Annotated in this window: 15 protein-coding genes; 7 read left to right on the forward strand and 8 right to left on the reverse strand. The window is 69.2% G+C overall.

The genetic code is table 11. From position 1 onward, the window contains the following. Positions 1 to 43: 43 nt before the first annotated feature. The 4 genes from HZF19_RS08880 to HZF19_RS08895 all read right to left on the reverse strand — a co-directional run bounded on the left by HZF19_RS08880 (position 44) and on the right by HZF19_RS08895 (position 2,833). A complete protein-coding gene (locus tag HZF19_RS08880) occupies positions 44 to 1,150 on the reverse strand; it encodes a fatty acid desaturase (protein ID WP_208028411.1) in 1,107 nt (368 codons plus the stop codon). 84 nt (positions 1,151 to 1,234) lie between these two features. Beyond that, positions 1,235 to 2,008, reverse strand: a complete 774-nt coding sequence (locus HZF19_RS08885; protein WP_208028412.1) for an LLM class F420-dependent oxidoreductase — start codon at positions 2,006 to 2,008, stop codon at positions 1,235 to 1,237. Between the two features lie 80 nt (positions 2,009 to 2,088). Beyond that, positions 2,089 to 2,412 (reverse strand): NifU N-terminal domain-containing protein, encoded by a 324-nt coding sequence (locus HZF19_RS08890; protein WP_208028413.1) that lies wholly within the window; start codon positions 2,410 to 2,412, stop codon positions 2,089 to 2,091. Between the two features lie 13 nt (positions 2,413 to 2,425). Next, complete coding sequence (locus tag HZF19_RS08895) at positions 2,426 to 2,833, reverse strand: hypothetical protein (RefSeq protein WP_208028414.1); 408 nt, start codon at positions 2,831 to 2,833, stop codon at positions 2,426 to 2,428. 188 nt (positions 2,834 to 3,021) lie between these two features. Between HZF19_RS08895 and imuA' the strand changes: the two genes are divergently transcribed. Then, positions 3,022 to 3,744 (forward strand): DnaE2-dependent mutagenesis accessory factor ImuA', encoded by a 723-nt coding sequence (gene imuA' / locus HZF19_RS08900; protein ID WP_208028415.1) that lies wholly within the window; start codon positions 3,022 to 3,024, stop codon positions 3,742 to 3,744. Continuing rightward, entirely contained in the window at positions 3,741 to 5,312 is a 1,572-nt protein-coding gene (locus HZF19_RS08905; RefSeq protein ID WP_443706298.1) for a DNA polymerase Y family protein, read from the forward strand. The genes imuA' and HZF19_RS08905 overlap by 4 nt, the downstream gene beginning before the upstream one ends. A gap of 56 nt (positions 5,313 to 5,368) precedes the next feature. On the opposite strand, the gene HZF19_RS08910 is transcribed toward HZF19_RS08905, so the two are convergent. Next, entirely contained in the window at positions 5,369 to 5,785 is a 417-nt protein-coding gene (locus tag HZF19_RS08910; protein ID WP_208028417.1) for a hypothetical protein, read from the reverse strand. A 269-nt stretch (positions 5,786 to 6,054) separates the two neighbouring features. Here HZF19_RS08910 and HZF19_RS08915 point away from each other — a divergent pair, with 269 nt between their 5' ends. The 5 genes from HZF19_RS08915 (at position 6,055) to HZF19_RS08935 (ending at position 12,139) form a co-directional block, all read left to right on the forward strand. After that, entirely contained in the window at positions 6,055 to 7,137 is a 1,083-nt protein-coding gene (locus HZF19_RS08915) for an HNH endonuclease (RefSeq protein ID WP_208028418.1), read from the forward strand. 19 nt (positions 7,138 to 7,156) lie between these two features. Beyond that, the gene (locus tag HZF19_RS08920) at positions 7,157 to 10,576 is read left to right on the forward strand and encodes an error-prone DNA polymerase (protein WP_208028504.1); all 3,420 of its coding nucleotides are present in this window, start codon (positions 7,157 to 7,159) and stop codon (positions 10,574 to 10,576) included. Between the two features lie 108 nt (positions 10,577 to 10,684). Next, positions 10,685 to 11,227, forward strand: coding sequence for a DoxX family protein (locus HZF19_RS08925; RefSeq protein ID WP_208028419.1), 543 nt, complete (start codon positions 10,685 to 10,687; stop codon positions 11,225 to 11,227). Then, complete coding sequence (locus tag HZF19_RS08930) at positions 11,227 to 11,520, forward strand: hypothetical protein (RefSeq protein ID WP_208028420.1); 294 nt, start codon at positions 11,227 to 11,229, stop codon at positions 11,518 to 11,520. Before HZF19_RS08925 ends, HZF19_RS08930 begins: the two co-directional genes overlap by 1 nt. Continuing rightward, positions 11,504 to 12,139 (forward strand): YceH family protein, encoded by a 636-nt coding sequence (locus tag HZF19_RS08935; protein WP_208028421.1) that lies wholly within the window; start codon positions 11,504 to 11,506, stop codon positions 12,137 to 12,139. Before HZF19_RS08930 ends, HZF19_RS08935 begins: the two co-directional genes overlap by 17 nt. 20 nt (positions 12,140 to 12,159) lie before the next feature. On the opposite strand, the gene HZF19_RS08940 is transcribed toward HZF19_RS08935, so the two are convergent. The 3 genes from HZF19_RS08940 to HZF19_RS08950 all read right to left on the reverse strand — a co-directional run bounded on the left by HZF19_RS08940 (position 12,160) and on the right by HZF19_RS08950 (position 13,749). After that, positions 12,160 to 12,450 carry a hypothetical protein gene (locus tag HZF19_RS08940; RefSeq protein ID WP_208028422.1) on the reverse strand — a complete coding sequence of 97 codons (291 nt, stop codon included), beginning with the start codon at positions 12,448 to 12,450 and terminating at the stop codon, positions 12,160 to 12,162. A gap of 104 nt (positions 12,451 to 12,554) precedes the next feature. Beyond that, positions 12,555 to 13,121 carry a LemA family protein gene (locus HZF19_RS08945; protein ID WP_208028423.1) on the reverse strand — a complete coding sequence of 189 codons (567 nt, stop codon included), beginning with the start codon at positions 13,119 to 13,121 and terminating at the stop codon, positions 12,555 to 12,557. A 4-nt stretch (positions 13,122 to 13,125) separates the two neighbouring features. Further along, positions 13,126 to 13,749 carry a YbhB/YbcL family Raf kinase inhibitor-like protein gene (locus tag HZF19_RS08950; RefSeq protein ID WP_208028424.1) on the reverse strand — a complete coding sequence of 208 codons (624 nt, stop codon included), beginning with the start codon at positions 13,747 to 13,749 and terminating at the stop codon, positions 13,126 to 13,128. Positions 13,750 to 13,759: the final 10 nt, after the last annotated feature.

The following is a 13,759-nucleotide window of genomic DNA, read 5'->3' on the forward strand; positions in this document are numbered from 1 at the left end:
GTACGACGATCAGAAACTTGACTGTACGGTCAAGATAGCACCGTCAGCGGACCCGAGCCCCGCCGGTCTCCCACGTAGCGGCCTCGGCATAGGTCAGCCACCGCCCCTGCTCGAAGTCGTAGAGCTTGCATCGGCGGGTGTTGGCCATGAAGTCGCGGAAGCGCAACTTCTCGTCGTGCACGACGTCGGGATAGGCGGCCTTGATGGCGTCGGCGGCCAGCTCGAGGTGGTACATCGGAATGCGCATGTCGACGTGATGGGGCACGTGCACCATGATCCAGTGGAGGAAGAAGTTCGCCCCCTTCGGCACCCGGAGGATGGTGGTGCCCTCCACCTGCCCCTTGAACTTCGTCCACTCCCTCCGGGGCCACCAGCGGATGCCGGGCTGGACATGGTGGACGTGTACGAACGAGCCGATGACGTAGCTGAAGACCAGGAACGGCACGACCAGGACCTTCAGCACCATCCAGGCTGCACCGAGCGCCGTGCCGCTCTGCGTCCAGCCCAGCCAGCCCAGGGCCACCGACGCGGAGACCACGAACGCCGCCACGATGAGGCGGTCACGGCGGATGACCCGCCGCCAACGGGCCGGTGGCGTGCCGACGATCATCTTGTTCCACCACACCTCGCGTAGGTAGTACGCGCCCGCACCGAGCCACGACCACTCGAACCGGTGGCGGAGCCGCTGCAGGCGCGACATGGCGGCGTACTGCGCCGGTGTGTACGGGTGCCACACGAAATCGAAGCCCTCGCGCACGGTGTAGGCGTGATGGATGCGGTTGTGCCCCAGCACCCAACCCTCGTAGACGTGCCAGCTCGGCAGCATGGCCAGGTGCCCGATCCAGGAGTTCAGCCGGGCGCTCCTGAACAGCGAGCCGTGGGCGGCATCATGTGCCACGACGAACAGACCTGAGATGACCACCCCAGAGAGCACCCACATGGCGGCGACGGCCAACGGGTGGTCGAGGGCGATCAGGCCCCACACCACCAGCCCGTACAGGACCAGGTCGCGGACGAAGTAGTGGAGTCCCTTCCACGTGGGGTTGTCGTAGGCCTTGGCGGGGATCTGCCGGATGACCGGCATGAGGGAACCGGGCTTGCCGTCGCCGGCCTCACCGGCGGAGGTGGGGGGAGCGTCCAGGAGCGTCATGGCAGACAGCCTACCGACCGGTCGGTAGACAGTCGAGGTTCCGATCTCAGAGCTGATCACCGTCGGCCCGCGGGCCGACGGTGATCAGGCCCGCGAGCGGGCGAGCAGCCGCTCGAGGTTCGAGAGATCGAAGCGGTCGGTGACAGTGCCCACCCCGAGGATGAGATGGGTGGCACCAGCCTCCAGGTACTCCTCGACCCGGTCGATCTCGCCGGGATCCATGAGCCCTACCGTGCGCTCGATCTCCGCGGGGTCGCGACCCACACGGCTGCACCAGTCGTCGAGCACCCGATTCTTGCGCCCGTAGACGTCGGGAGGGCCGAAGCCGTTCCAGGCGTCGGCGTACTCCGCCACCAGCCGGAGGGTGACCTGCTCGCCCCCGCCGCCGATGAAGATCGGCAGCCGGCCGATCGGCTGCGGGTCGAGCTTGGCCATCCGGGCCTTGATCCGCTCCAGTCCGGTCTGCAGGTCGTGCAACCGGCGGGATGCGGTGCCGAACTCGTAGCCGTACTCGCGGTAGTCACGCTCGAACCAGCCGGCACCGATGCCCAGGTAGGCCCGCCCACCACTCAGGTGATCGACCGTGCGGGCCATGTCGGCCAGCAGTTCGGGGTTGCGGTAGCTGTTGCAGGTGACCATCACCCCGACCATGGCGTTGGAGGTCTCCACCGCCATCGCCGACAGGAGGGTCCACCCCTCGAAGTGCGCACCGTCGGGTGGGCCGTAGATGGGGAAGAAGTGGTCCCAGACCCACAAGGAGTCCACCCCCATCTGGTCGGCCGCCCGCCATGCGGCCCGCAGAGCGTCGACCGAGGTGTGTTGCGGGTGGAGTTGCAGACCGACCCTGAACCGTGCCATCCCCGACACCTCCTCGACCGGTTCGAACTCCTCGACCGTCTCGACCGCCCCGACCGCGAGCCGGACGCCGCGACGGCCGGTCAGCCCACGGTCCCGCTGGGAACCTCGGGGACGACCCCGTCGCGGTAGTAGAGGAACAGGTCCTCGATCATCGGCTTGATCCCGCTGGGGGGTGAGCCGTCGGCCAGGTGCACGGTGATGACGTTGGCGTTGACGTGCACGGCCGTGACCCCACCCCGCTCGAAGAGCATCCGGGCCAGCCGGTCGGCGGGCTTGTCACCCTGGGCGTCGTCGATGGAGCGGTAGTACTCGTGGCCGGTGCCGGTGATGGCCCGGTTGATCTCGTAACGCACCACACCGGGGCGGGTCGACTGCTTCTCGATGACGGTGACTGGCTGTCCCATGGCGGCTGCGAGGCTACCCCGGGGTCACCTGCAGGGACCATCTCCGGCTCCCCGCAGCCCAGGCGGGGAGAGACAGCCCGATCGAGATCACCGCCAAGGCGACGTGCACGGCCTTGAACCCGGCGGAGTGGTCGGCGAGGACGATGGCGAGTGCCCGGACCAGCCAGACCGACACCGCCCACCCGGCGAAGGCCCGCAGAACGAGAGCGCTCACCCGGTCCAGCGGCTCGCGGCGCGCCCGCCACGCGATCCGAGCGGTCGCAGCGGCGAAGGCCAGGAACACGGTCGCCAGCACGATGGAGACACCCTTGGCCACCGCCGTCTCGGTGGTGCTCCCCCAGGCGTTGACGATCCGGTTGATCCACACGAACGCCGTCCAGGCTGCGAGGACGACCAGCCATCGGCGGGTGGAGGAAGGCATGGGATCCACGCTAGTGGCCACCGGGCCGCCCCCTCGGGCCGGCCCCGTGCATCGTCTGCGCTCGAGGGGCCTGTCATGGCCCGGCATGGCCTGTCATACCCGAACTGGCGGGGACACTTGCCAGTGTCGAACACATGTTCGACACTGGCAAGATGGGTCACCGAGGGGTGGCAGCGCCGGATGTCAGGATGACGAGGCCAGCTCGATCCGACTTCGCGAGGTTGGCGAGCCTGGCCGACCGGGTCCGTCCGGTGGTCCTGGCCCGCGAACAGACCCTGCCGGTGCTGCCGGCGTTGGCCGGGCTCCTGCCCGATGGTGCGTTGCCGCGTGGCACCGTCGTCTCGGTGGGCGGTGAGGCGGCCACGACGCTCGCCCTGTCACTGGCCGCCGGCCCCTCGGCGGCCGGTTCCTGGGTGGCCGGTGTGGGACTGCCTGCCCTGGGGCTCGCCGCCGCGGCCGAGACCGGCATGGCGCTGGAGCGGTTGGTGCTGGTGGCGGAGCCGCCACGAGCCTCGTGGGGTTCGGTGATGGCCGCTCTCGTCGACGGGTTCGATGTAATCCTGCTGGGGACTGCGCGTCGGGTGCGTGCCGCCGAGGCCCGCCGGTTGATCGCCCGGTCGCGTGAGCGGGGCTCCGTGCTCGTGATCCTCGGGACCGGCCCGGAAGGTGCGCTCGAGACGGACCTGCGTCTCCGTTCCGGGTCGGTGCGCTGGGAGGGGCTCGGGAGGGGTCACGGTCACCTCCGTGCTCGCCGGGTCACCGTGGAGGCGAGCGGGCGGCGCCGTGCGGCCCGTCCCCGGCGGCTGACGTTGTGGCTCCCCGGGCCGGATGGGGCGATCGCCGTCATGGACCATCCGATCGCGGCTCCTGCGGCCGCTCCGCGGTCCCTTGCCCGGAGCGAGGCCGGCTGACCGCCGTGCCGGTACGGACGCTGGTCGTCTGGTGCCCTGACTGGCCGGTGATCGCTGCCGGCCTGGCTCCCACTGCCCCGGCCATCGTCCTGCACGCCAACCGGGTCTTGGCCTGCTCGCCGGCGGCGCGCCGTGACGGGGTGCGCCGGGGGCAGCGTCGCCGGGAGGCGCAAGGCCGATCGCCGGCCGTCCAGGTGGTCGAGCGCGACGACGCTCGCGATGCTCGCCGCTTCGAGCCGGTCGTGCAGGCCCTCGAGCGGTTCACCCCGCGCCTCGAGGTGAGCCGTCCCGGCACCTGCGCGTTCGCCGTTCGTGGCCCGTCTCGCTACTTCGGTGGCGACGAATCGCTCGTCCACCAGGTGCACGCCGCCGTACGGCGACAGCTCGAACCGGGCTGGGACGCGTACGTGCGGGTCGGGGTGGCAGACAATCCCTTCGCCGCCAGATGGGCGGCCCGGACCGCAGAGCCGGTCACGGTCGTGCCGCCAGGGGAGAGCGCGGCCTTCCTCGCGCCGTTGCCCATCGCCGCCCTCGAACGACCCGAGCTGGTCGATGTCCTCGAGCGTCTCGGTCTGCACACCCTCGGGCAGTTCGCGGCTCTGGATGCGGCAGACGTGGTGGCGCGCTTCGGGGCAGAGGGGCTCGGCGCCCATCGGCTGGCACGCGGGCTCGACGAGCTCCCACCGGCCAGTACCCCCCCGCCCCCTGATCTGGAGGTGGTGCACGAACTCGACCCACCGGCTGACCGGGTCGATACCGCGGCCTTCGTGGCCAAGACGCTCGCCGACGAGCTGCACGCACGGCTGGGCGCGCTCGGGTTGGCCTGCACCCGGGTGCGCATCATCGCCGAGACCGGCCACGGTGAACGGCTCGAGCGGTGCTGGCGACACGAGGGCGCGCTCAGTGCCGGAGGGGTGGCCGACCGGGTCCGCTGGCAGCTCGACGGTTGGCTCAACGGGTCAGCCGCCACCCGCCCCACCGCTGGGATCACTCGATTGGTGCTGGTGCCCGACGGCGTGGTGGCCGCGACGGGCCGCCAACTCGGGTTCTGGGGCGGCGAGACCGCGGCGGCCGACCGCGTGGCTCGGGCAGTGGCCCGGGTGCAAGGGCTGCTCGGTTCCGGAGCGGCCAGCGTGCCCGAGTGGCGGGGAGGTCGAGGGCCGGGGGAACGTTACGGGTTGGCGCCTGCCGCGGGTATCGACCTGGCGGCGCCCCGATCGGTGGTGCCGCCGAGGGCCGTGAGTGCGCCGTGGCCGGGCCGCATCCCCGCCCCGTCACCAGCCACAGTGCCTGCCGATCCCATCCCCGCAGAGGTCCGGGATGCGGCGGGCCACCCAGTGGGGGTCAGCGCACGTGGCCTGGCCACCGCCGAACCCCATGAGGTGCGGATCGGTGCGGGACCATGGCAGCCGGTGGAGGCCTGGGCCGGGCCGTGGCCTGCTGACGAACGCTGGTGGGATCCCGAGACCCACCGCCGGCGGGCCCGGTGGCAGATCATCGCCGCGGGGCGAGCCGGCTTGTTCGCTGTGGAAGGTGGCCGATGGTGGGTGGAAGCGCTCTACGACTGATGGCTGCTGACCGGGTCGGCCGTGGTCGGTCGGCCGCTCTGCGTCGCGGCGATCACCTACCGGCCTCGGGTGCAGGCCTCCTTCGCGGCTCGGATCTGCTGGCGCAGTTCCTCGCTCGGTGGGCCTTTGCGTTCGGGCTTGTGGTGGCCCACGCCCGGCGGCCAGGCGACCCCGTGCTCGGCCAGGCAATCTCGGAACCACCGATTGCCCGGCTCACCGGAGCGCTCGCCCGGATCATCATCACCGGCCTCGACAGGTGCGTCTGTCTCGAGCTGAGTGGTGGTCGTCGTCGTGGTCGTGGCCGACTCCTGCTCGGGCAGGCCGGTGGTCGTCGTGGTGGCTTCAGGTTCGACGAAGGTGGTGTCCGGCGGCGCGGTGCCATCGTTGGCCTGGGCCAGAGCGATGCCGGCACCTGACGCGAGGATCAGCGCGCCAGCACCGAGAACGGCGGCAGTCCGTGTTCGCAGCGACATGGCAGCGCACCTCCCCGTCGGCAGCTGAAATCGAGAAGCCCATGGTACGCGAGCGTGCAGCCACGATGCGTGCGTGGTGATACTCGGGTGCATCGCGGCTGGTCGACCGCGGACGGCTCGTTCGGTTGCTTCGGGCGCACAGCTAGCTGTCTGGCGTGCTGCTTGATCGGTGCGGGGTGGTGGGTGCGGGAGGTGTTGTTGTCCGACCTCGCGGGTACGGTATCGAACACCAGTTCGATAGTGTGGTCGAGAGGAGGAGGCGGGATGCCATGGCCGGGACCGATGTACCCACGCTGGTGGCGCTCGAAGCCGAGATCTGTGCCATCGCCGCGTCACTGGCGGCCTCACGGGCTCAGCTGCTGGCGCTGGTGGGCGAGTTCGATGCTGCTGGTGGTTGGGTCGCCAACGGAGCACGCTCGTGCGCGCACTGGCTCGCGGAGCTGCTCGACATCGAGCTGTCCACCGCCCGTGAACACGTGCGGGTGGCGCGAGCGTTGCGCGAGCTGCCCGTGACCAAGCAGCAGTTCGACGCCAACGAGCTGTCGTACGCCAAGGTGCGCCAGCTCACCCGGGTCGCCACCGCCGACAACGAAGCGGAGCTGGTGGCGCTCGCCCACGTCTGCGCAGCGGGCGAGCTACCTCGTCGGCTGGCCGATTGGCAACGGCAACACGAGCCTGACCGAGCTCGAGAGCGGAAGTGGGTCGAGCGGGGTCTGTGGTTCCGGGACGAACCCAACGGCAACCGCACCCTCATCGCCCAGCTTCCCGCCGAACAGGTGACGATGCTGGAGACCCTGGTGGATGCCGAGGTGCTGTCCGGTGCAACCAGCGCGTCAGGAGCAGGAACACCGTTGCGTCACCAGCGTGCCGACGCGTTCGCTCGGCTCATCGACCGTCTCGTCGCAGACGCGTCCGCGGACGCGTCCGGAGAAGCTGGTCGGCGGGTGGAGCTGGTCCTGCACCGACGGATGGGCGAAACCAGTCTCGGCGACGGCATCGTGCTACCCGAGCCGGTGGCACGCCAGTTCACCTGCGATGCGGACCTGCGCGTGATGACGCATTGGGCCGACGGCAGCCCAGCTGACGTGGGCCGCCGCCACCGCCTCGTCACCCCACGATTGCGACGCCTGGTGACCGAACGCGACGGCGGCCGTTGCCGTTACCCGGGTTGCCGTGCCCGGCACTTCATCAAGGTCCATCACATCGTCCACTGGGAAGACGGAGGTCATACCCTCCTCGCCAACCTCATCTCGCTGTGCGGCTACCACCACCGTTTCGTCCACGAACACGGTTGGCCGGCCGGCTTCGACCCGCACCAGGCGGTCGGCGCAGCTTCACCACGTGCGGCATGAGCGCGACGCCGCGCTGGTCATGACCTTCGGGAACCCGCAGATCTCCTGGCGGGAGCTCGAACGCCGACTCTCAGGACGATCCCGTCCGGACACCGGCCTGATCGGTGACGGATCCGACAGCCCCGCCTGGTCACGCCGACGACCGGCCTACGAGCCGCAGTCACCGGCGCGCCGGCGCGGCAGCGTGCCCTATGCCGAGTTGCACTGCCATTCCAACTTCAGCTTCCTCGACGGGGCCTCCCACCCCGAGGAGCTGGTGGAGGAGGCCGCTCGGCTGGGACTCGAGGCGTTGGCCCTCACCGACCACGATGGGTTCTACGGCGTGGTGCGCTTCGCGGAAGCAGCACGAGCGCTCGAGCTGCCGACGATCTTCGGGGCCGAACTCACACTCGACCGTGCCAGCGCGCCGGTGGGCATGCCTGACCCCGGGGTCCACGCGCGCCGCGGTCTCATCGAGTCGCACGTCGTCGTGCTGGCTCGCGACCCACGAGGTTATGCCCTGCTGGCCCGGGCGATCAGTGAGGCCCAGTTACGTGGTGAGAAAGGTGCGCCGCGCGCTTCGCTCGCCGAGCTGAGCCGCCTCGGCGGCACGGCAGCGCCCCCCACCGACCAGGGTCACTGGATCGTGCTCACCGGGTGTCGCAAGGGTGCGGTACCCGCCGCGCTGGAGCGCGAGGGCCCGACGGCTGCGAGCCATGAGCTAGACCGACTGGTCGATCTGTTCGGCCGAGAGCACGTCGCGGTGGAGTTGTGGGACCACGACGGCCCACTCGACTCGGCTCGTAACGACGCTCTCACGGAGATCGCCATCCGCGCCGGTGTCGAGCTGGTGGTCACCAACAACGTGCACTATGCCCGTCCTTCCCGCCACCGAGTAGCGACCGCCCTTGCCGCGGTGCGAGCCGGCCGCTCACTCGACGAGATGGACGGATGGTTGCCCGCGTCCGCGAGCGCGCACCTGCGTTCGGGCGCCGAGCAAGCACGTCGCTTCGCTCGCTACCCGGGGGTTGTGGAGCGGGCCGCCGAACTGGGCTTGGCCTGCGCGTTCGACTTGTCGCTGATCGCACCGAGGTTGCCGCCGTTCCCTTGTCCCGACGGGCTCGATGAGATGGCGTATCTGCGCCGGCTCACCGAGCAGGGGGCCGAGCGACGGTACGGGCCACGCCACGCGGAGCGGGTCCCCGGCGCGTGGGTACAGATCGATCACGAGCTCGAGGTGATCGAGATGCTCGGCTATCCGGGGTACTTCCTGATCGTCTGGGATCTCGTCGAGTTCTGCCGTCAGCGAAATATCTACTGCCAGGGGCGAGGTTCGGCTGCCAACTCGGCGGTGTGCTACGCGCTCGGCATCACCAAGGCCGACGCGGTGTCACTAGGTCTGCTGTTCGAGCGTTTCCTCTCACCGGAGCGTGACGGCCCACCGGACATCGATATCGACATCGAGGGCGGTCGGCGCGAAGAGGTCATCCAGTACGTCTACGAACGCTACGGCCGCCACGATGCTGCCCAGGTCGCCAACGTCATCACCTACCGGGCCCGCTCGGCGGTGCGCGACATGGCCAGAGCGCTGGGCTTCTCGACCGGCCAACAAGACGCGTGGGCGAAGCAGGTCGACCGGTGGAGCTCGATCGATGCCATCGACGTGCACCCCGATCACGGCGTGCCGGCACCCGTGCTCGAGCTCGCTGCACAGATCCAGGACTTTCCCCGTCATCTCGGCATCCACTCAGGAGGCATGGTGTTGTGCGACCGGCCGGTCATCGAGGTGTGCCCGGTCGAGTGGGCTCGCATGGCCGACCGCAGCGTTCTGCAATGGGACAAGGACGATTGTGCGGCCGTGGGCCTGGTGAAGTTCGACCTGCTGGGGCTCGGGATGCTCTCCGCGCTGCACCACGCGGTGGATCTCGTTCGAGAAGCGCATGGCGTCGAGATCGACCTGGCCGACATCCCTCAAGACGATGCGGTCTACGACATGTTGTGCGATGCGGACACGGTGGGGGTGTTCCAGGTGGAGAGCCGAGCCCAGATGGCCACCCTTCCCCGCTTGAAGCCACGCACCTTCTACGACCTCGTGGTCGAGGTGGCCCTCATCCGGCCCGGACCTATCCAGGGTGGGTCGGTGCACCCGTACATCCGAAGGCGCAACGGCACCGAGCCGGTCACGTTTCCCCATCCGCTGCTCCAGCGGTCGTTGGCCAAGACGCTCGGTGTGCCACTGTTCCAAGAGCAGCTGATGCAGATGGCCATCGACGTCGCTGGTTTCACCCCCGGCGAAGCCGATCAACTTCGCCAAGCCATGGGCTCCAAGCGAAGCCACCAGCGCATGGAGCGGCTGCGTGCCCGCTTGTACGAAGGGATGGCCGATCGGGGTATCACCGGTGAGGTCGCTGACCAGATCTACGAGAAGCTCGCCGCGTTCGCCAACTTCGGCTTCCCCGAGAGCCACTCGGTGTCCTTCGCGTATCTCGTCTACGCGAGTGCGTGGATCAAACGCTATTACCCGGCGGCATTCTGTGCGGCGCTGCTCAACGCCCAACCAATGGGGTTCTACTCTCCGCACTCGCTGATACAGGACGCTCGCCGGCACGGCGTCGAGGTGCGCACCCCAGATCTCAATGCGTCGCGAGCAAAGGCCAGCCTCGAATGGCAGGAGAGCTCGACCATGATGTCGCCGGTCGCGAAGCTGCATCCGCACGCGCCGGACACCCCGCAACCCGCGCTGCGCTTGGGGTTGGGATCGGTACGCACCCTCGGCGATGATCTCGCCGAGCGATTGGTCGCTGAGCGCGACGCCGATGGTCCGTACCTCTCGATGGAAGACCTCAAACGCCGCGTCCAGGGACTGCGGCTCGACACCCTCGAAGCACTCGCCACTGCGGGGGCCTTCGGCTGTTTCACCGACCGTACGGGCGAGTCACTCGATCGCCGGCGGGCCCTGTGGAGCGTCGGTGCGCTGTCCCAGACGGGTGGCGACCGCCTTCCTGGCATCGTCACCGGGACCGAGGCCCCCTCTCTGCCCGGTATGAGCGAGCGAGAGCGATCCGCGGCCGACCTGTGGGCGACAGGGGTTGCTCCCGATGGACATCCCACCCGATTCGTGCGCGCCGAGCTCGACCGTTTGGGTGTGGTGCCCGCTGCTGCCTTGCGCGAGGTCGAGCCTGGCAGCAGGGTCTTCGTGGGTGGTGTGGTCACCCATCGTCAACGTCCTGCCACCGCCGCGGGCACCACCTTCATCAGCATCGAGGACGAGACCGGGCTGGTCAACGTGGTGTGCTCGAGGGGCTGCTGGAGTCGCTATCGGCGGGTCGCTCGCAGTTCCCCGGCGTTGCTGATTCGGGGGCGGGTCGAGGCTGCCGAGGGAGTGGTCAACGTGGTCGCGGAGAGCGTGTCGCCCCTCCCGGTGGACACCACAGCGCTGGTGGCACGCGACTTCCGGTGAGGACCTGTCGGTGTCATCGAAGCGGAGGGCAGCGATATCGTCGACCTCGCTCATCGGAGCGGTGCCAGACTGCAACTACGATGTGGCAGCTCCAGGGAGGAGGGGCGAGTGAAGGAGCTGGTGATCACCGATGCCGCGGTGAGTGTCGGCATCCTGATCCTGCGGCTGTCCGTCGGTGCGACGTTGATCGCCCATGGCTACAACCACATCTGGGGCGGGGGGAAGATCCAGGGCACCGCCCGGTGGTTCCAGGGCTTGGGCCTGAAACCGGGAGCGCTCCACGCGTGGTTGGCGAGCGTCACCGAGCTGGTTTGCGGTGCGTTGCTGGTCATCGGTCTGCTCAACCCCGTCGGCGCGGCCGGATGTGTAGGGGTGATGGTGGTGGCGTGGATCACCAACCATCGTCCCAACGGTTTCTTCATCTTCCGGCCGGGCGAGGGTTACGAGTACGTCATGAACCTGGCCGCCGCGGGTTTGGCTCTCGGTGCGGTCGGTGCTGGCAAGTACTCCGCGGACTATCTCCTCAACCTGCACGAGGACCTCGCCGGGTCGTTGGGGCTGGCCATCACCGCCATCGCCGGTATCGGTGGCGCCCTCGTGCTGCTGGCGGTCTTCTGGCGACCCGAACCGCAGGAGGCGAAGACGAGCTGATGGCCAAGGGAGCTCAGTTCCCCGAGGAGCTGCTCAGGTTCAACGCCTTCCTCGCCGAGCAGGAGGAGCGAGCGCGCGAGCAGCGGCGAGTCAGCAAGGCTGAGCGAGCCAAGCAGCTGGCGGCGGCGCGCGTCCGTGAGGTGCAGGCCGATCCTCGAGCAACTCGGGAGGAGAAGCTGGCAGCCGAGGTTGCGTACCGGCAAGCGGTCGATGCCTGGCGAGCTGCGCGGCGAGGTGCGGAAGGTGGTGCCGGGGAGTCGCCGAGTGACGGGGCTGATGAGGCTGCCGGCTGAGCAGGTGCGCGTGCTGGGCTGCCTGGTCGAGAAGGAGACCACCACTCCGCAGTCCTACCCGTTGACCCTCAACGCGCTGCGTCTGGCATGCAACCAATCCACCAACCGTGAGCCGGTGATGGATCTCAACGACCGCCAGGTCGAAGCGGCATTGGCGGCGTTGCGTGAACGCGGGCTGGTGCGGGTCGTGTACAGCTCCTCGAACCGGGTACCCAAGTATCGCCACGTTCTCGACGAGGCATGGGAGCTCGACCACGCTGCGTTGGCCGTGCTGTCGGTGCTCTCGTTGCGGGGTCCGCAGACGGTTGGCGAGCTCAAGTCGCGCACGGAGCGCCAGCACATGTTCACCGATCTGGCGGAGGTGCAGTCGGCGCTCGACCGCCTGGTGGGAAGCCGACCGGAGCCGTTGGTGGTGAGGCTGGAGCGACGGCCCGGCCAGAAGGAGGTGCGCTACGCGGTGGCGTTCGGCGAGGATGCCGACGTTCGAGCCGGGACCGCTGAACCGTCGGGCGGGCCGGTCGTCGGGCTGGACGAGCTCGCAGCCGAGGTGGGCCGGCTGCGCGGGGATCTCGACGAGCTTCGCACCGCTTTCGAGGCGTTCCGGACCTCGTTCGAGTAACCCGCCAGGCTGACCCGGCTTCAGCGCAGCGCCTGGGCCATCTCGCCGATCGCTCTCGCGATCTCGAGATGGGCGGCGGGGTCGGCAAGTCCTGATGCCCGGTCGTTCACCTGCTCGGCCAGCAGCCGCAGCTGGGTCGCCACCGACTCGGCTTCGGCGCGGGTCACGCTGTCGCGGTCGCTCCGCAACAGGGGGGTGATCTGCGCTGCTTGCACGGCCACCGCCGCAGCACCTTCGTCAGCAGGGAGGCGCTCGTCGAGGACCGCCTTCGCTGTCTCGATGACGAAGCGGACGCGGTCTGATGGATGCACCGGCCAAGCCTCTCACGTGGTGGGGGAGCGTGCAGGGGACGACGGACCCGTGGCCGCCCGCGATGGCGTGCCGTGCCCGGAAGGGTCAACGCTCCGACCCCAGCTCAGTGATCGAAGGAGGCGGTGGGCGCCGATGCTGTGGCGAGCGCTTCGTCGATGTCGAAGTACTCGCGCTCGTTGAAGCGGAAGGCTCTCGCGACCAGGTTCGCGGGGATGCTCTGCACGCGGGTGTTGTAGTCTCGCACGTTGTTGTTGTAGAAGCGCCGCGCGGCCTGGATACGGTCCTCGGTGGCGACGAGCTGACGCTGCAGGTCGAGGAATCCCTCGTTCGCCTCGAGGTCCGGATAGGCCTCGGCAACGGCCAGGAGCCCGCGGAGCGCCGAGACCAGCACGTTCTCGTCGGCCGCCTGCGTGGCCGGTGAACCGTTCGATTCGGCCGCCTGCGAGCGGGCCTGCGTCAGCGCCTCCAGCGCCGCTCGCTCATGGTGTGCATAGCCCCGTACCGTCTCGACCAGGTTGGGGATCAGGTCGTACCGCCGGCGCAGCTCGGTGTCAACGTTTGCCCAGGCATTGTCGATGAGCTGGTGCTGGCGGACGAAACGGTTGTAGGAGGCGACGACGGCGAGGACGAGCACCACGAGCACCCCGCCGAGCCCGAGGATCACGATCATGGATTCAACGCTCGTAGGTCCCGGTCATCACGGCCGGTGGTGCGGCCTGGGGGGCACGCTCGATGATGTCGATCGCTCTGGCAGGGTCTTGGCCTTCGACCACTCCTGAGGGAGCGGCGAGCGCGTAGAGCACGAAGTCGTAGTGGTGGGTCGACCCCGGAGGGGGGCAAGGCCCGAACCAGCCGACCGTGCGGGCGGAGGTGCTGGCCTGCACGGCGCCGCTGGGGACGGTTCCTTCTTCGATCGCGGTCGTCGATGGGGGGATGCCGGCCAACACCCAGTGCACGAAGTCGTTCGCATCGGCATCGGTGACCACGATCGCCAGTTCCGCGGTGCCGGGGGGGATCTGCGAGATGACCAGTGGGGGGGAGACGTTGGTGCCGTCGCACGTGTAGCGCTCGGGGATGACCGCTCCGGGGGCCCACGCGTCGGTGGTGAGCGCGAACACCGTCCCGAGGGTGGTGGAGGAGCCGAGCGTTCCCGCCGGTGCCGGCCGGCGTGGTGGGGCGGTGGCGCCAGGTGCCGGATCGCGCAGCTCCCGACCGGAGGAGCCACAGCTCGAGGTGGCCAGCGCGATGAGCACGGCGAGGGCGACGGCGACGGTTCGGGTCACGTTGCGGGTGGGCATCGACCGCTCA

Source organism: Rhabdothermincola sediminis (assembly GCF_014805525.1).
In the GTDB taxonomy this organism is placed as follows: domain Bacteria; phylum Actinomycetota; class Acidimicrobiia; order Acidimicrobiales; family Acidimicrobilacustridaceae; genus Rhabdothermincola; species Rhabdothermincola sediminis.